Source organism: Flavobacterium xizangense (assembly GCF_054075145.1).
Window position 1 is genome coordinate 171,327 of the sequence record NZ_JBSIPG010000003.1, and the last position, 18,649, is coordinate 189,975.

Annotated in this window: 12 protein-coding genes and 2 tRNA genes; 7 read left to right on the forward strand and 7 right to left on the reverse strand. The window is 33.8% G+C overall.

Translation table 11 applies throughout. The features are described 5' to 3' along the window. Window positions 1–2: 2 nt before the first annotated feature. Window positions 3–1,019 (reverse strand): hypothetical protein, encoded by a 1,017-nt coding sequence (locus tag ACWA1B_RS10910; RefSeq protein WP_456906770.1) that lies wholly within the window; start codon window positions 1,017–1,019, stop codon window positions 3–5. A 101-nt stretch (window positions 1,020–1,120) separates the two neighbouring features. Here ACWA1B_RS10910 and proS point away from each other — a divergent pair, with 101 nt between their 5' ends. The 4 genes from proS (at window position 1,121) to rpsT (ending at window position 3,271) form a co-directional block, all read left to right on the forward strand. Then, complete coding sequence (gene proS / locus ACWA1B_RS10915; protein ID WP_456906772.1) at window positions 1,121–2,599, forward strand: proline--tRNA ligase; 1,479 nt, start codon at window positions 1,121–1,123, stop codon at window positions 2,597–2,599. A 78-nt stretch (window positions 2,600–2,677) separates the two neighbouring features. Beyond that, window positions 2,678–2,749, forward strand: a tRNA-Glu gene (locus tag ACWA1B_RS10920). Window positions 2,750–2,795: 46 nt separating this feature from the next. Then, window positions 2,796–2,867, forward strand: a tRNA-Glu gene (locus ACWA1B_RS10925). Window positions 2,868–3,019: 152 nt separating this feature from the next. Then, a complete protein-coding gene (rpsT, locus tag ACWA1B_RS10930; RefSeq protein ID WP_012026903.1) occupies window positions 3,020–3,271 on the forward strand; it encodes a 30S ribosomal protein S20 in 252 nt (83 codons plus the stop codon). Window positions 3,272–3,436: 165 nt separating this feature from the next. Here the strand turns inward: rpsT and ACWA1B_RS10935 are convergent, their stop codons facing one another. Both ACWA1B_RS10935 and ACWA1B_RS10940 read right to left on the reverse strand, forming a co-directional pair. Then, entirely contained in the window at window positions 3,437–3,850 is a 414-nt protein-coding gene (locus tag ACWA1B_RS10935; protein WP_456906775.1) for a response regulator, read from the reverse strand. Window positions 3,851–3,855: 5 nt separating this feature from the next. Continuing rightward, a complete protein-coding gene (locus tag ACWA1B_RS10940) occupies window positions 3,856–5,409 on the reverse strand; it encodes a PAS domain-containing sensor histidine kinase (protein WP_456906777.1) in 1,554 nt (517 codons plus the stop codon). A gap of 325 nt (window positions 5,410–5,734) precedes the next feature. On the opposite strand from ACWA1B_RS10940, the gene typA reads away from it, so the two are divergent. Further along, window positions 5,735–7,531 carry a translational GTPase TypA gene (gene typA / locus ACWA1B_RS10945; protein WP_179002297.1) on the forward strand — a complete coding sequence of 599 codons (1,797 nt, stop codon included), beginning with the start codon at window positions 5,735–5,737 and terminating at the stop codon, window positions 7,529–7,531. 123 nt (window positions 7,532–7,654) lie between these two features. On the opposite strand, the gene ACWA1B_RS10950 is transcribed toward typA, so the two are convergent. The 4 genes from ACWA1B_RS10950 to ACWA1B_RS10965 all read right to left on the reverse strand — a co-directional run bounded on the left by ACWA1B_RS10950 (window position 7,655) and on the right by ACWA1B_RS10965 (window position 16,438). Then, a complete protein-coding gene (locus ACWA1B_RS10950) occupies window positions 7,655–12,154 on the reverse strand; it encodes a T9SS type B sorting domain-containing protein (RefSeq protein WP_456906779.1) in 4,500 nt (1,499 codons plus the stop codon). Between the two features lie 183 nt (window positions 12,155–12,337). Beyond that, a complete protein-coding gene (locus ACWA1B_RS10955; RefSeq protein ID WP_456906781.1) occupies window positions 12,338–14,614 on the reverse strand; it encodes a choice-of-anchor L domain-containing protein in 2,277 nt (758 codons plus the stop codon). A 72-nt stretch (window positions 14,615–14,686) separates the two neighbouring features. After that, window positions 14,687–15,523: an ABC transporter permease gene (locus tag ACWA1B_RS10960; RefSeq protein WP_456906783.1), complete on the reverse strand. Its 837-nt coding sequence runs from the start codon at window positions 15,521–15,523 to the stop codon at window positions 14,687–14,689. Between the two features lie 3 nt (window positions 15,524–15,526). Then, on the reverse strand, window positions 15,527–16,438 hold the full coding sequence (locus tag ACWA1B_RS10965) for an ABC transporter ATP-binding protein (protein WP_456906785.1): 912 nt from the start codon (window positions 16,436–16,438) through the stop codon (window positions 15,527–15,529). Between the two features lie 94 nt (window positions 16,439–16,532). Here ACWA1B_RS10965 and ACWA1B_RS10970 point away from each other — a divergent pair, with 94 nt between their 5' ends. Then, window positions 16,533–17,585 (forward strand): hypothetical protein, encoded by a 1,053-nt coding sequence (locus ACWA1B_RS10970; RefSeq protein ID WP_035647734.1) that lies wholly within the window; start codon window positions 16,533–16,535, stop codon window positions 17,583–17,585. Window positions 17,586–17,686: 101 nt separating this feature from the next. Continuing rightward, window positions 17,687–18,544 carry a hypothetical protein gene (locus tag ACWA1B_RS10975; protein ID WP_456906787.1) on the forward strand — a complete coding sequence of 286 codons (858 nt, stop codon included), beginning with the start codon at window positions 17,687–17,689 and terminating at the stop codon, window positions 18,542–18,544. The last annotated feature ends 105 nt before the right edge of the window (window positions 18,545–18,649 follow it).

An 18,649-nucleotide genomic window follows, 5' to 3' on the forward strand; every position in this document is an offset into this window, starting at 1 on the left:
TTTTATCTTCTTCCGCCGCCACCGCCACCGTAAGATCTTCCGCCGCCACCACCGCCGCCGCTGTAGCTGCCACCACTGCTTCTCATGCTTCCGCCGCTACTGTTCATAGAACGAGATGGGCTAGGAGAGTAAGTTCTTGATGAACTGCTATTTGAAGGGTTGTAACTTCTGTTTGTTGCCCCTGCGCTTGATCTTCTGTTTGAATAATCGTAACCACTACTTTGGCCTTGAGCTGTCCCTCTTCTGTCTGTAAAAGTTGGACTTGAATATGTTCTGCCATTTACAGAAGAGCTTCTTCTAAAATCGGAATAACTTCTGCCATTTGTACTATAATTACTGCTTCTTCCTGCGTAATTTCTTGATGAGAAATTATTTCCAGCATAACTTCTGCCAGCATAATTCCTTCCTGCATATGAGCCTCTTCCTGCATATGAATTTCTTGATGCATATCCTCTAGATCCGTAATAAGCGGCAGAGCCTCTTCTTCCATAGCTGTAAGAGTAATTATTGTAGTATCCGTAACCTGGGTAGCCCCAACCTGGATATCCCCAACCTGGGTAACCCCATCCTGGATAATATCCCCATCCGTAGTAAGGATATCCCCATCCATATCCGTATCCATAATAAGGATATCCCCATCCAAATCCAATTCCCCAAGACCATGAAGGATCAGAATAATAGGTTACCGACGTTTCTGTGGTTCCGCTTCCCCAAGCAGGATAAGCAACTGATGCTGTTTGAGTGCTGTCGTTTACTGCATAATTACTGTAATTGTCTACATCAGTAAAAATTTCGGTAGGCTGGTTGTCATCTTGGAGTGATTTAAAGTAATCTTTATATTGATTATTAGTGCTTGTGGTGCTTGTTTGTGTATACGTGTTAGTAGATTTACCGTAAACCCCATCATTATCGTAATAAGAGGAATTTTGGTAAGAGCCACACGATGCAAGTAGAAAACTCAGTAATCCAATTAAGTAAAAGTAACTTGAGTTTTGGCGGAGAGAAGTAGAAGTTTTCATATCTGTGGTGTTTTTTATTGTTGCACATTACAAAAATAGTTAGTTTTGTCAAACTATTTAGTTAAAATTATTAAAACAAAATTTGTGCCAAACTATATTATATGAGTAAGAACCTTACTACGAGATCAGAAGATTATTCAAAGTGGTATAATGAACTGGTTGTTAAAGCAGATCTAGCCGAAAATTCAGGAGTTAGAGGATGTATGGTTATTAAGCCATACGGATACGCTATCTGGGAAAAAATGCAGGCGGAGTTGGATAGAATGTTTAAAGAAACTGGGCATCAGAATGCTTACTTCCCTTTATTTGTACCTAAGAGCATGTTTGAGGCTGAGGAAAAAAATGCGGAAGGATTTGCAAAAGAATGTGCTGTTGTAACGCATTATAGATTAAAAAATGATGAGGAAAGACCGGGAAAATTAATGGTTGATCCAAATGCAAAGTTAGAAGAGGAGCTTATTGTTCGTCCAACTAGTGAAGCGATTATTTGGTCTACATATAAAGGATGGGTTCAGTCATATAGAGATTTACCATTATTGATTAATCAATGGGCAAATGTTGTAAGATGGGAAATGCGTACTCGTTTGTTTTTAAGAACTGCTGAGTTTTTGTGGCAAGAAGGACATACAGCTCATGCTACAAAAGCGGAAGCTATTGAAGAGTCTGAAAAAATGATGAATGTATATGCTGAATTTGCAGAGAACTTTATGGCAATTCCTGTTGTAAAAGGTTTTAAAACTGAAACAGAGCGTTTTGCAGGTGCAGATGAGACCTATTGTATTGAAGCGTTGATGCAGGATGGAAAAGCTTTACAAGCTGGAACTTCACACTTTTTAGGTCAGAACTTTGCAAAAGCTTTTGATGTTAAGTTTGCTAATGCAGAAGGGAAACAAGAACATGTTTGGGGGACTTCATGGGGAGTTTCTACTCGTTTAATGGGGGCTTTAATTATGACACATTCTGATGATCAGGGATTGGTATTGCCTCCAAATTTAGCACCAATTCAGGTTGTGATTGTTCCAATTCATAAAACTGATGAGCAATTAGCACAAATTACTGCAGCGGTTAATGAATTAACTGCGAAATTAAGAAAGCTGAAGATATCAGTGAAATATGATGATAGAACAACTCAAAAACCAGGATTCAAATTTGCTGAATGGGAATTGAAAGGTGTTCCGGTTAGAATTGCTGTTGGGCCAAAAGATTTAGAAAATGGAACTTTTGAAGTTGCAAGACGTGATAATTTGTCAAAAGAAGTTGTTGCTAGTGAAAAAATCGTTGAATATGTAAACGATTTATTAGAGCAAATTCAAAATGATTTATTTACAAGAGCATTGGATTATCGTAATACTCACATTACGGAAGTAAATAATTTTGAGGAATTTAAAGAAGTTTTAGAAGGTAAGGGTGGTTTTATATCTGCTCACTGGGATGGTACTGCTGCAACAGAAGAGAAGATAAAAGATCTAACAAAAGCGACAATTCGTTGTATCCCTTTGGATGCTGTTGAAGAGGCAGGAACCTGTGTGTTTACTGGGAATCCTTCTTCTAAAAGAGTGCTGTTTGCGAAGGCATATTAAAAAAAAATATTTTTTTTTGCTTCAACTATTGTGCAACTAAAAAATAGATGTATCTTTGCATCCGCAATACAGAAGCACGGTCCGTTCGTCTATCGGTTAGGACGCCAGGTTTTCATCCTGGTAAGGGGGGTTCGATTCCCCCACGGACTACAAGTTATATTACATATTGAAAAGTTTCCAAACTTAGGAGAATTATGGTCCGTTCGTCTAGGGGTTAGGACGCCAGGTTTTCATCCTGGTAACAGGGGTTCGATTCCCCTACGGACTACAAATTAGTTGTAAATAAGTTTTGTAAAATAAAAATTGGTGTCTCGGTTTTTATTTTATTAGTTAAAACCAAAGTGGTTGTTTAGCAATTGTGGGAGGTTTTTCTTTTTTAACTAGTATTTATAATTATTATTACATCTAAAATTAAAGAAAATGGCAAATCATAAGTCAGCATTAAAAAGAATCAGAAGTAACGAAAAAAGAAGAGTTCTTAACAGATACCAACATAAAACTACTCGTAATGCTATCAAAGCGTTAAGATTAGCTACAGATAAATCTGATGCTGCTGCAAAATTATCAACTGTAATCTCTATGATTGATAAATTAGCTAAAAAGAACATCATTCATGATAATAAAGCTTCTAACTTGAAGTCTAAATTAACAAAACATGTTGCTAAATTGTAATTAAAGACAATTTATAGAATATATAAAAGTCCTCTTTATGAGGACTTTTTTTGTATCTATTATTCTTATGGGAAATTTAAGAGCACAAAAAAAATCCAAATTTCAATTTTAAATAAAAAATGAATTTGGATTTTATTCTGAGGTTTCCGGATTGGAATTTTTTATTTAGAGATCTATTTTCTTTTTAAGATATTCCAGCATAGGCTGTGTAATTGGTTTTGAAAGGAAATCGATTATTATAGGATATTTTTTTGCTTTGGCTAAGTCTTCAGGATCAATTGTGGAAGAGAGTACAATAACATTTGCGGTGTTGAATTCAGTATAATCTGAAGAGGTAAAATGGTCTAAAAACTCCCAGCCTCCCATAACAGGCATGTTTAAATCTAAAAAGATTAGTTCGGGTTTTTTGCTGTCTTTGTTCTTGTTGTTGGTATATTTTAAGGTATTGAAATGATGAAGGGCTTCTTCACCATTTTGAGCTGTAATAATTTCATGGCAAATTTGTGACTTCGAAATTACTTTTTTGCATAGCATCAACGTGATTGGGTCGTCGTCAATGCATAAGATCTGCTCGAGCATGATATTTAATTTTTAAATGTTATTGTAAAGGTAGTCCCTTTATTGACCTCGCTTTCTATGCTGATTGTTCCTCCCATGGTTTCAACCTGAGATTTTACAAGATATAGGCCAAGTCCTTTGCTGTCGGGGTAATTATGAAATCTTTGATATAGTCCAAAAACTTTGTCGCGGTTTCTTTCTAAATCAATTCCAATTCCATTGTCCTTAAATGTTAATATCGCTTTATTGTCTAATTGTTCTGCAATAATGGATATTTTTAATTTCCTGTTTTCCGATTTGTATTTGATAGAATTGGTGAGCAAATTAAGTAAAATACTTTCAATATATGCTTTGTTGGTGTTAAGTAGTGGTACACGTTCAAATTTTAGTTTGATAATAGGCTTGTGTAATTCTATCTGAAAAGATAATTGGCTAAAAACATTTTCGAAGACTTCTTTCAAAGATACTTCTTCTTTTTGCATTGAAGGATTGTCTTTGATGATTATAACTTTTACTAAGTCATTAATTGTTTCATTTAATAAATGGGTCGATTTAGTAAACCCGGCTAATATCTCTTCGAGTTCAGGATTTTCGATCGGGATATCTTCGATAAGATTCAGAAGTCCAATTAAATTAGATAATGGAGCTCTTAAGTTATGGGAAGTGATGTATGAAAATTGTTTTAAGTCCTTATTGTTTTGAGTTAGTTCTCGAATAAGATGCTCTTTTTCGGTTTCGAGCTTTTTTTCTTCAGTAATGTCTCTTTGAATTGAAATCCAATGTGAGATTGATCCTTCATTGTTAAAAATTGGAATCATAGAGAATCTGACCCAATATTCTTCTTTTTGTTTGGTGTAACTAATAGTTTCTATCAGACATTCTTCTTCATTTTTGATAGCTCTTAATAGTTTTTTTAATTCCTCTGAATCTGATTTAGGTCCTTTGAAAATATTCGGAGATTTACCAACAATTTCGTTTGATAGGTATCCCGACATTTGTGAAAAAGCTGGATTTACGTAAACAATTTTTGGAATTTTTCGCGCCTGTGAATTGGCTTCGGTAATTAAAATAGAATCTTTTGATTGAGTGATTACTGTTTCTAATAATTTTAATCGCTGTTCTTCTTCTTTTTGCTTGGTGATATCCTGAATGGCTCCAATCATTCTAATGGCTCTTCCGTTTTCGTCTTTTAACAAAAAACCACGATCTAAGACATATTTATAGCTTCCATCTGCGCATCTAAAGCGATATTGATCTTGCCATTTTTCGGTTTTTTGCTCAATAAAAGAGTATAGTTTTATAGACATTCTGATGCTGTCTTCAGGATGAATTTTGTCAAACCACCATTTTGATGTTTTTCCAACCTCGTTAGGATTGTATCCAAAAATCACTTCGATTCCTTTATTCCAATTTATGCTGTCTTCTTGAATTTTCCAGTCCCAAATGGTGTCGCTCGTTGCTTTTGCTACGATGTCATACTTTTCATTTGATTCTTTAATTTCTTCGTTTGTCTCTTTTAATTTTTTAAAGACAGTGACATTCTTTTTTTCGTTTTTTGAAACTATGTATTTGAAAAACAATGCGGTGGTTAAGATGAAAAAAATATCTTTAAGAAAAAAAAGGTTAAAATATTTTATGTCCGAAAAATAAGTGGTAAGTATTTTATGACAGACTATTGCCATAAATAATGATACTAGAATATAAACTAGAGTAATTTGGAGAGTTTTACTTTTCATTACCTCAAATATAGTTAAATTAACTATAACTCAGTAATAAGTAAAGTTCATTTTGAGGTCTCTATTTTGATGTTTTGTATTAACTAATTGATTGTATATACGCAAACTATGTTAGAAACGTTTTTTATTAAAAAATAAAGTGTACCTTTGCGCCCATTAAAAATCACAGATGGAATCTATTAGAAACATTGCAATTATTGCCCACGTCGATCACGGTAAAACAACTTTGGTTGATAAAATTATGTATCACTGTCAATTATTTCGTGAAAACGAAAACACAGGTGATTTAATTCTAGATAATAATGATTTAGAGCGTGAGAGAGGTATTACTATTACTTCTAAAAACGTATCAGTTCAATATAAAGGAACGAAAATCAATATTATTGATACTCCAGGCCACGCGGATTTTGGAGGTGAAGTTGAACGTGTATTGAACATGGCCGATGGTGTATGTTTGCTAGTGGATGCTTTTGAAGGTCCAATGCCACAAACGCGTTTCGTATTACAAAAAGCGATTGACTTAGGTCTTAAACCTTGCGTAGTTATTAACAAAGTTGATAAAGAAAACTGTACTCCTGAAGAAGTTCATGAGAAAGTTTTTGACTTAATGTTTGAATTAGGTGCTACTGAAGAACAATTGGATTTCCCAACTGTTTACGGTTCGGCTAAGAACAACTGGATGTCTGATGATTGGAAAAATCAAACAGAAAACATTGAGCCATTATTAGACATGGTTATTGCTAATGTTCCAGCTCCGAAAGTTTCAGAAGGAACTCCACAAATGTTGATCACATCTTTAGATTTCTCTTCTTTTACAGGCCGTATCGCTATTGGACGTCTTGAAAGAGGTGTTTTAAAAGAAGGATCTCCAATTTCTTTAGTAAAAAGAGATGGAAAAGTTATCAAATCAAGAATTAAAGAATTACACACTTTTGAAGGTTTAGGCCGTAGAAAAGTTGAAGAAGTTGTTGCTGGAGATATTTGTGCTGTAGTGGGTATTGAAGGATTTGAAATTGGTGATACAATTGCTGATTTTGAGAATCCTGAAGCTTTACAAACTATTGCTATCGATGAGCCAACAATGTCTATGTTGTTCACAATTAACGATTCACCTTTCTTTGGTAAAGAAGGTAAATTTGTTACTTCTCGTCATATCCGTGAAAGATTAACAAAAGAGCTTGAGAAAAACTTAGCAATGAAAGTTGGTGAAACTGATTCTGCTGATAAATTCATGGTTTTTGGTCGTGGTGTACTTCACTTGTCTGTTCTTATTGAAACAATGAGAAGAGAAGGATATGAGCTTCAAATTGGTCAGCCACAAGTTATCATCAAAGAAGTTGATGGTGTTAAATGTGAGCCAATTGAGGAATTAACAATCGATTTACCAGAAAACCTTTCAGGTAGAGCTGTTGAATTCGTTACAATCCGTAAAGGTGAAATGCTTTCTATGGAAGGTAAAGGAGAGCGTATGATTATTAAATTTAATATTCCATCTCGTGGAATTATCGGTTTAAGAAATCAATTGCTTACTGCTACAGCTGGTGAGGCTATTATGGCACACCGTTTCATCGGATACGAACCATACAAAGGAGAAATTCCTGGACGTAACAACGGTTCATTAATCTCTATGGAAAACGGAAAAGCAATTCCTTACTCTATCGATAAATTACAAGATCGTGGAAAATTCTTCGTTGATCCTAACGAGGATATCTACGAAGGTCAGGTAATTGGAGAAAATACTCGTAGCGACGATATGACGGTTAACGTTACTAAAACGAAAAAACTTTCTAACGTACGTTCTTCTGGAGCTGATGATAAAGCTAGAATTATTCCAGCTATCAAATTCTCTTTAGAAGAAGCTTTAGAGTACATTCAAAAAGATGAGTACGTTGAAGTTACTCCAAAATCTCTTCGTTTGAGAAAGATTTATTTGAGTGAAACTGATAGAAAAAGATATAAAATCTAATTGATTTTAATTCTCAATATAAAAAATCCCAAATTCCAATCGGAGTTTGGGATTTTTTTTTGTTCAGTTTATCTTGTTTAAAACATTGAAATTTGGAATTTCCAAAATTTGAAATTTTAATTTTTATCTTTTTAAACTAAAATGACCTTTTGCTTCTCGTCCATCTTCTAGTTTTAAAGTGTACCAATAATCATCTGCTGGCATCGGATTACCTGTGAAAGTGCCATCCCAACCATCACCTGAAGTTGTAAGTTGCTTGATTAGTTTACCATATCGATCAAAAATAAGGATTTTGGCACCCGAATTAAAAGTGTCATCTGCTCCCTGAAGGTTCCAGTAATCATTATATCCATCATTATTTGGTGTGAAAAACTTCGGAATTCCAAGTACTGCTACAGTTTTTGAAACTTTCCCGCATCCATTTTTGTCATTTATATAAAGATCATGTATGCCTGGTCGGACATTTTCAAATAAGCTGGATTCCTGATATGAACCGTTAGGATCGTCTAAACTGTATTCATAATTTCCAGCTCCTGAAACATTTGCTTCAACAGTATTGTAATCTGATAAATCGGAGATGAAAACGGAATCAAGATGTGCAATATCTGAAGCTGTTACGTTAATACTTCGGATTCTGCTACAGCTGATTGCATCTTTAGTAAAAACTTCTACGGTATAGTTTCCTTCTTCGTTGACATCTAAAGTTGCATTAGTTTCTCCAGGAATAACACTTCCATCTTTCGACCAAATATAAGAATAAGTGCTAGGGTCAATGTTTCCAATAATTCCTGCGTCAAGTTTGACAAAAAACGTAGGCAAATTAGAGCATACTAATTGATCAGCATTTCTATCAATGTTGATATCAATATTCGGTTTCGGATTTACTTTAAGTGTGATGTAAGCTCCTAATCCAAAACAGGCATTGTCCAGATTACTGTCAACGCGAACCCAGATTTCTTGTTGTTTTGGTGTTGTATTTCGGTAATTTGAAGGATCTGCAATTGCGTTAGTTTCTGCCAAAGCATCAGCCTCATTTGCGAAATATTTTATAGAATAATTTGTGCTAGCTGAAGGAAGCATCGCCTGAATGTCAGCGGTTACACTGCTAAAATCAAAGCTAGCAATTCCGTCTTTGTCATCATTAACAGCGTCGACAAAATCATCACAAATCGTAAAAGATCTTTTAAATTTAGGATCTATTTGTGTTGTTGAAACTATTAAATTCAATTGAGCAACTGAAAAACATCCATTTGAATTTTCAACTCTAGTCCAGATATTTTTGTTACTGCTCGTAAATGCAAGAGGATTTGAAATTAAAACATTAGGATCTTTGGTATTTGCACCTGCCAAAGTAGTATAATAAGAAAATGTTTCATTGGCTGAATTGGCTGAAATAAAACTGTTTTTCTCGGTTAGATTAAAATTAGAAATTCCATCAGTATTGTCATCACATTGAATTAATGTAATTGGGGAATTTAAAACTGGTAAAGTATAAAGTGTAAGTTTTACCGAATTTGCAGAAGTTAATCCACAGGCATTGTTGTTTCTGTTTAAAAGCACGCGATATTGATAACCATTCATTGTTTTATTTGTTTTTTGAATGGTTAAGGAAGAAGTTTTAGTTCCTGTGTAAGTTGCGTTTTCGGTTAAGGCATTCCAAGTATTTCCGCCATCGCTAGAAGATTGCCATTGAAAAGTATCAGCATTCGATTCGATATTGAAAATAGCTTTTTCTAATTCACAAACGGTTTGATTTTCGGGCTGTTTAGTAATTATAATTGGAGTTGCAATAATATAATTGCCATTTGGAACAGTATAACCATCGGTTCTGCTAGTTACAATTCCGAAAGAGTTTGCATTAACCGGTAGATTTCCTAATTGCCCATCAAAATTTGGATCAGAAAATCCAGCTTCTATAACATCATTACAGCCGTCATTGTCACTGTCAATTTCGGTGTGGTTTTTTATTCCATCATTATCCGAATCTAAAACGGTATATTTTAAAATTCCATTGTCTGGATTGGTTTCTAAAGCATCTGATAAGCCGTTAAATCCAAAAGTCATCGTATCAATTATTCCATCTCGATTTGCATCTGGAGCATTGCTTCCTGATTCGGTCAAATCATATATTCCGTCATTGTCGCTGTCTAAATCTAGATAATTCGGAATTCCGTCATTATCAATATCAATTGTTGTTGCTGTAACATTAAAAATTTCATCGAGACCATCTAAATTAGAATCGGTATTTGATAAAGGAATCGGTTTAAGTTGTGATTCAATTATGTCAGTGATTCCGTCATTATCAGAATCTAAATCTAATTGATCCGGAATCCCATCGCCGTCCGTATCTTTTGGAACGCAAGTCGCGGTAAGTTTAAATGTTGCTTTATTTCCAGCAGTGTCTAATAGGTTTTTATGTGTGATTTTAAATGATTGTGTTTGATAAGACCGAAATTTGAATGTTCCCGTTCCTGCTGGCAATGGAACACTTCCATTTAAACGGAATCGAATTTCAAAAGAAGAAAATTGAGTAACGCCGCTTTCATAAATTCCATCATAATTTGTATCAATTAATAATTGATTATCAGGATTTAAAATGGTAACTGTTTTATCAATATCTGAATTGATAATGTATTCTGAATCTGAGTTTAATAAATCAGTTACATTGGCATTGTTGCTATATTCTAAACGAATATTTATTGGTTTTGAGAAAATCAGTTTATAGTCTACAGAAAAACCTTTTCCCGGCATGACATCGGTAATAAAACTTCCATCTGCATTTCCTGTAAAAGGAACAGGAGCGGCCGTTGAGTTGGTTGTAACGGTACCCATAAAAGAATTAGAATAAGTTCCTGTTTTTACCAAACCTGAACTTGGATTTGAGATATTAATTGGCATATCTCCGTATGATTCAGTACAATTTGTTATTCCGTCATTATCATAATCAACATCAATATTGTCATTGGCTAAGTCATTATCAATATTTATAGGACATTCGCTTACCGGAATTTTATCTGAGAAAACATCACTTACACAGCCAGAGATACTTCCTCTTACCTGATAAAAACCAGGTTCTGATGGAGTGAAATTATTTTTAGTTTCGCCGGGAATTAAAACGTCGTTTTTGTACCATTGAAAGGTATCATAAGAAGAAAGCGTATTTATTTTTAAAGATACATTTGGAATGCAAGAGGAATTATTTAATGTTATTTTACCGCTGACAATTTCAGGCTTTAAATCAAAACCTGAATAATAGCCTCCATAAGTTGCTGCTCCATTGGTTCCAAAATAAGAAACATATACTTGTTTTGTTGATTTTACAGCTATATTTCCAGATAAATCCGATACACTGTAGCGAACAAAATCTGTTGTTCCTTCAATTGCTATTGGAGCAGATGTGATTGGACTATTATTTAATGACACGATAGCTCCGGTTTCGGTTACAATATTCAGAAATCCGTTAAAAGTATTATTGCCAATAGATTGAATCTGTGGAATGTTATCGACTGTATTTGGCGTTGCGCAATTTATTGGCGGAACAAAAAATAAATTTTGATTTGCCGGATGATTTGTTCCTCCAATGCTTTGATAGGCAAAAACATTGGCAGATGTCTTTACATACAAACTTCCATTGTTGAATTGGTTTCCGTCGATAACGGCATATTCGCCATTCTTTAGCGTTTTATATGGAAAAGTAGAACCATTAATAAATATTTCAGTATTGTCGTAATGTGCTACGAGTAAAATACGCTCCAATTCGTCTGTTCCAAGACCTTTTATAAAAATGTATTCTTTTCCTGTTTTTTCTAACGAAACAATTTGGTCAAAACCCACATCTCTTCCCAAAGGAGCTGTGCCACCATTTTGAGTCATGCCAATTTCTGTACTATTGCTTCCTCCAAAAGAACCTGTATTGACTACAATTGGTTTATCAGACATAACCAATGCTCCAATTAGCTTAGAGCTATTTGATGGAGTTTCGCTTGTATTGTTATTGAATAAAGAGAGTATGTAACTTTCATTTTTGTTCAATGTAGCAGTTATTGGTCCGTTAACAGTTGTCCCGTCAGAAAGTTTGGTTCCGTTCTGGATATTTGAAATGGTAATTTTTGTGCCGTTTTCTGTTGCCATTATAGATGTAAAATTGGCTAAAGTTGGATCAGAAAGCGGATTTAACATTGCACCTAATCTAAAAGTGGTACCTAGTGCACTATTTCCTTTAGAGACTAATCCTCCAGCGTGATTAAATGTTCCGTTTTGAGCAGGTACAGCATTCGCTCTTGCACTTACATAAATTAGATCTTCGGCTTCAATTACATAACCTCGGTTTGATACAACTCCAGTACTTAATAAAGGTGCAAATAATTGTGTGCCAGGGCCTGTTCCAATATAATATCGATAGGGATTATTGCTGTTTACGGTGCCGTTTATGACACTTCCTCCATTGGCAATAATTTTAAAATTTACATTGGCAACGCTTGGAGTTGAAATGTATAAATATTGATCGCTGACTAATAATGCAGGATTACAAATCAATGGTGGTATATAATGTGTTTTGCTAAATTGCGAGAAACAATTTATCGTACAAAAAATAAACAATAGGAAATGTAAAGTTTTTTTCATTGGCTTGGTTAATGGCTGTATACAGAATTGAATCGCCCCAATCAAAAATAAGTTTTATTTTAATTTCTTCGAGAAATTGAGTGGTTTTTATCCCTAATTATTTGAAATTTAGTATTTTTTGAAGATTACTTGTTTCCGAATTCTATTTTTTGAAGAAAAAAAGACGGAAGTAATAAGGCGTTTTTATCTTTTCAAACTAAAATGGCCTTTAACGCTTTTTCCATCGACAAAAAGAAGCGTAAACCAATAATCATCGGCAGGTAATTGCTCACCATTATATAATCCGTTCCAGCCAGTGCTGTTTTGGTTCATTTCCTTTATAAATTTTCCGTAACGATCAAAAATCCGAATTGTATAACCGGGCATCTGATTAATGTCTTTAATTGCCCATAAGTCGTTATAGCCGTCATTATTTGGAGTGAAGAATCTTGGGTAATCCAAAACATAAACTAAAAAACGGTTAGAAAGGCCGCAACCATTTTTATCTCGGGCGACAGCATAATAAATGCCAGGTTCTATTTCATTAAACTGTGGATCATTCTGAAAAACATTTCCATCTAATGAAAATTCATAATCCCCAGAGCCTGTATATTTTATTAAAACCGAATTGTCAGTACCGGAAAAATCTTTTACTACTGCTTCTGTAATAATAGCAGGTTCTGATAAAATCACTTTGAATTTTTTTGTTTTCTGACAGCCGTTTGCATCCGTCACTGTCACACTATAATCGCCAGGTGCCGTTATTGTTTTTGAATTTGAAGTTTCACTTCCGGGACTCCATAAATAACTATTGAAACCTGGAGCAACAGTCAATACAATATCACTGCCTTTACAGATGTATTTTGATTCATCTTCAAAATTTGGCGGATCAAAAGTGTTTACAACAAGTGTAACTGGTGAAATGCTGTAACAATCAGCTCCATTTATAATTCGTGCATAAATGGTTTGCGTAAAAGCAGTAGTGTTTTTAAAAATATTAGGTAAAACATTTGTTTCTGTAAAAGCATCATTTGAACTTAAAAAATAATGCACTTCTAAACCAGCTGGAATACCAGTTGTTAATTGTGGAGTTACTTGTGCTTGAAGATCAAATTGGTAAAGACCATCTTGTTTGTCGTCACTGTCACAAGTTTTGACTGGATTTTGAGCTGAAAGTGTATTATTTGAAATTTGAAGTTTTACTTCGGCAATTTTGAAACAGCCAAATTTGTTTTCAATTCTTCCATAAACAGTTTGATTTACGCTCTTATTTGTGTACTTTTCTGGATTCGCAATCGGATTTGATTTGGATTGCGCATTGGTTAGAGTTTCATAATAACCGCTATTTGTAATATCTGATGCATTATTTTTAATCAGATTATCAACTTTTTTTAAATCAAATACACTTATACCGTCATTATTATCATCGCATTGAACCAATGTTGTATTTGTTGAAAGAATTTCAGGAGCAACTTCAATTTTGACTTCTCCCGTCAAAGTACAAGTAGAAGGAGTTAGTGTAACATCTGCTTTATAAACTCCAGATGTTGTGGCATGTAAAACTGGACTTTTTTCACCTGGTAAAAGCACGCCGTCTTTATACCATTTAAAATCATATGAAGCGGATAATTTTGTGTCTAATATTGCTTCTTCTCCAAAACATAAAGGATTGCCGGATAATGCCGTTTGATCAGCGCCAAAATCAATTTTTGATGAAAAACTGCCGGCTTGTAAAAAAACTGCCGAATCATAATATTGGTTTTTATCATCTGCAATAACAAGTTTTATGTGATATTTTTTTCCGGCAACTACATTAGTTCGGGCATTCATTACAATAGTTTGTCCGGCATAATTTACTGGACTTGTATTGTTGTTTAAACCGTTAAAATAATTTTGATTAACAGCAGGACATCCCGGATAAGGGTCTCCGTTTGATGCAACTCCGGGTTCAATTTTTGGTCGAACGTTTGTTGAAGAAACCGGAATTGTACTATTCGGCAATACAGCTAAATTTTTATACGGATCGGAAGTTCCGACTTCTTTAATTAAAAATGCAAACCCATCGGAGTATTCACAAGGGAAAAAAGACTGATATTCATTAGAAGCAAAAATGTAATTAAAACTTAGGACATCCGTTAAAGGAACAAAATCAAACTCTAAAACAGTTGCGTTTATTGAATTGATTCCGAGAATGTTATTCAAATCAGCATCGCCTGTCCAGTTAACATTTCCTCCGCCATTATTACTAACGTAAGGTCCTACTGCTTGTCTACTTGGTGAAGTTGTTAAAATAATACCTTCAGCAAAAGGAAAACTGCTTGACCCAGCATTGAAATAAGCAAAACTCTGCTGTCCCGCTGTGAAAGTGTCTCCTTTTCCTGAAGAATTTGATGTCGTAGCACAAGAGCTGTTGACTAATACATTTTCAATAAGTTGCTGAGGCGTTCTTTGGTCATCTATGTTAATATATTGAGCGTTCATCTTGAGAGATAAACAACATAAAATGAAAATAGATAAAAAAACTTTTATATGATTCATAGCCCAGCAAATATACTACAAATCTCGTTTTTTTAATAAGTTGTAAGAAAAATATATAAATAAAAATGTCCAGATTAAAACGATCAGAATTGCAGAATAACTTACACTATAATCAATATCTGTTTCAATTCCCATTTGTGTGCCAATACTTTTAACTACAGATAATCTTGGGGCTGGGTTAACAATTAAATTAGACATTGATTCTAATGGTAGAAATTGTGTAATTTTCTCATCGGTATTACTGTCTGGGAAAACTTTAAATGCCAATGTACCTCGTATTATTCCTTCTATTATATTCCAAACTAAAAGAAATCCTAAAGCAAAAGCCGAACGTTTTACTAAAATTCCTAAAAACAAACAGAATGAAAAGAATCCTGTAAGTTTTACAAAAAAGGCTAAAAGATAATCTAAATCAGAAAAAATGATTCCAAATTCATTGTAAGATGAAAAACTTAATCCGAGAATCAAGCTCATTACAAAAACAAAAACGGTCGAAATAAAAGCAAAAAGAACAACGGTCAGGAATTTCGATAATATAAATTCCTTTTTACTTAAACCATCAATTAGATTTTGTTTCAAAGTTCCATAGCTATATTCGTTCGCCATCATTGAAACAATTACAATGGCAAGAAAAAACTTTAACCAGGCTGCAACATAGGTATTAAAATGCCAGATGAAAGGAAAATTGAAAATTCCCATTTCGGCTAAATGAAATTTGAAAGGACCAATGTCAAATTTTATTGAAGCAATCAAGGCTATAAAAGAGAGTAAAATAAAATAAGCCAAAGTGAGAATTTTGCTGGCTTTGTTTTTCCAGATTTTTTGAAGTTCTATAGAGATAAGTCTGTTCATGGTTTAGTTTTTTTGGATGGTGGCGTTTTTGGTTAATTCTAAAAATTGTGCTTCCAGGCTGTTTTTGCGTTTTACCAAATGATTTAAAACGATATTTTTTGAGAATAAAAACTGATTTAAATCGGAAGCGGATAAATCTGATTTTAGGTAAACCAAAACTTTTCCGTCTTCGTCCTTAATTTGTCCAACAGCCGGATGATCATTCAAAATTGATTTTAGAACCAGATTGTCATTCGAAGAAATTTCAAAAAAGCCTTCATTTGCCGACATTGCATCAACAGAACCTGAATATAAAATTTCGCCTTTTCTTAAAACAACAACATGTGAGCATACTTTTTCGACCTCGTCTAATAAATGCGAAGCCAATAAAATGGTTGTTCCCTGCGATGCAATTTCTTTGATAATATCACGAATCTGATGAATTCCCTGCGGATCTAAACCATTTGTTGGTTCATCTAAAATTAGGATTTCAGGATCATTCAACAATGCCGAAGCAATTGCTAAACGCTGTTTCATTCCTAATGAAAATGTGCTGAATTTGCTGTCTTTTCTTTCGGTTAAACCAACAAGATTCAGTTTTTCCTCAATTTTAGAATAATTGATGTTTTTAATTTTGCAGACTAATTTCAGGTTTTCTTCAGCTGTCATGTAAGGGTAAAAGTTTGGACGCTCGATAATGGCGCCTACTTTTTTTAAGGCTTCATGTGTTTGCATTTTTCCGTCAAACCACTTATAACTGCCTGTTGTTTCATTTACAACATTCAGTACAATTCCTAAAGTAGTTGATTTTCCGCTTCCGTTAGGGCCAAGAATTCCGTAAACATGACCTTTTTGAATGCTGAAAGAAACATTTTTGAGTGCATGAATGCGCCCGTATTGTTTGCTGAGATTTTCGATGGTAAGGATGGTTTCCAAATTTTTTCGGTTTTAGTTTTTAGTATGACGAATCAAGTTTAATATTGTTACGCTAAATTTTATTTAATGTAAATTTGTACTAAAGATATTCAAAATGAGCGAGCCTTTGATGGTTTTAAAAAAACCGACATACCCTTTAACACAAACGCTTTTAAGTTATTTGGACAGATACGAACGTATTTCGAAAGTTTCTGTTTTTTACGATGACTTGTTGCGATTTTCTGGCTCAATCAATGTTTATGATAAGAATGAAACGGATACGTTGTGGATTCGCGTGTATTACAACGAATTTGAAAGAAATGAAATTGATCTGAATCTGAAGAAAATTTATTCGCTTTTACATTCGGATGGAAATATTGAAATTATTCAGTTTTTAAATATTGACGCTATTGATTACTGTACTTTCGGAAATTCGAAGCCTTTTAGAATTAAGGTTCGAAATATTCTGAATGACAATTACGTTCATTTTTATATCAAAAAAGCCGATGCTTCCAGAATTTATGGTTTGGAACTGGAAGATATTCTTTCGCCTGATAAAATCAATTTTTTGGTTTATAATGATACTTTGATTGAAGAGCATATTATCGGAATTCCTGGTGATGTTTTTATGGATACTTTGCTGGATAAATGTACCGAAATGGAAAAAGCGCAAATAGCAAAGGAGTTTGTAAAGTTTAATGAGCGTTGTATGATTCGTTTGTTAGGCGATATGCGGGCTTATAATTATGTCATTGTACCAATTCACGATTTTGATCAGGTAGTTTACAAAATTCGCCCGATTGATTTTGATCAGCAATGTTATGAAGGCAATTTCAAAGTATATCGTCCGCAGTTTTTCAAGGAAAATTATCCAATGATTCAGCTGATTAAAGAAAAATTAGAAGAACGTTCGATAATTCAATACAAAGATGAAGAAAGAGCAATTTTGGCAAAACGTATCCATTCTGCCGAAACTAGAATTAAAAAATTATTGAATATAATGTGTCACGATACGATTTCAACACAAGAACATTTGAATCAGCTTAAAATGGAATTGTACCGATATACTAATGATATGAAATTCAAAAACGCCAAATCAATGGGACATATCATGCAAGCTGCCTTTGAGTTTATTACTCGCAATTTTAAAAATACTAATTTAGTTTAAAAGTTTTTGCCACAGATTACACGAATTACACCGATTAAAGAATTGAAAAAAAAATCCATTTAATCTGCGAAATCTGTGGCAAAAAATAAAAATGCAATCTTATGAAAAAATCCTTTTTAGTAGCCGTTTCCATTATTTTATTAGCTTGTCAGCAACAGACAAACAGTGATTTGAAAACGCTTTATTCACTTCCAAAAAAATTAAAAGAAGTTTCGGGAATAACCTATTTTCCAGAAACAGATATGATTTATACTTTAGAAGATAGTGGAAATAAAAATGCCATTTATGCAATCGATTCTAAAGGGAAATTAGCCAAAACCATTACGATTTCAAATGCCACAAATGTTGATTGGGAAGATATTACAAAAGATAAATCTGGAAATATCTACATTGGAGATTTTGGAAATAATGATAACAAACGAAAAGATTTGTGTATTTATAAAATCGCAAAAAATCAGCTGAATAAAGATCTGGCTTCCGCCGAATATAAAATTTCTTTTTCGTATCCCGAACAAACGGAATTTCCACCAAAGAAAAAAGAAATGTTTTATGATGTTGAAGGCTTTTTTGAAAAAGGAGGCTATTTTTATCTTTTTACAAAAAACCGAAGCAAAGGTTTTGACGGAACTGCTTTTATTTACAAAATAAAAAATGCAAAAGGAACTCAAAAAGCAGTTAAAATTGGCGAATTCAAAACCTGCAGCAATTACAATCATTGTGTACTCACCAGTGCAACAATTAGCCCCGACGGCAAAAAAGTAGCCTTGTTGAGCCATGATAAAATTGTTTTATTTAAAGATTTCAAAGGCGATTTATTCCACAAAGGAAAACAGACAGAAGTGAGCCTAAATCACTTTTCACAAAAAGAAGCTGCAGTTTTTAGAGACAACAATACGCTTCTAATCGCCGATGAAAAAGCCGATAAAATAGGAGGAAACGTGTATGAATTTAAGCTCTAAGGAATTGAGTTTCTATGGTTCTAAGGTGCTAAGGATTAAGTTTTTATTTGAAAAAAACAGCCAGGAATTCATAAATTCCTGGCTGTTTTTTAATGCGCTCTAAGA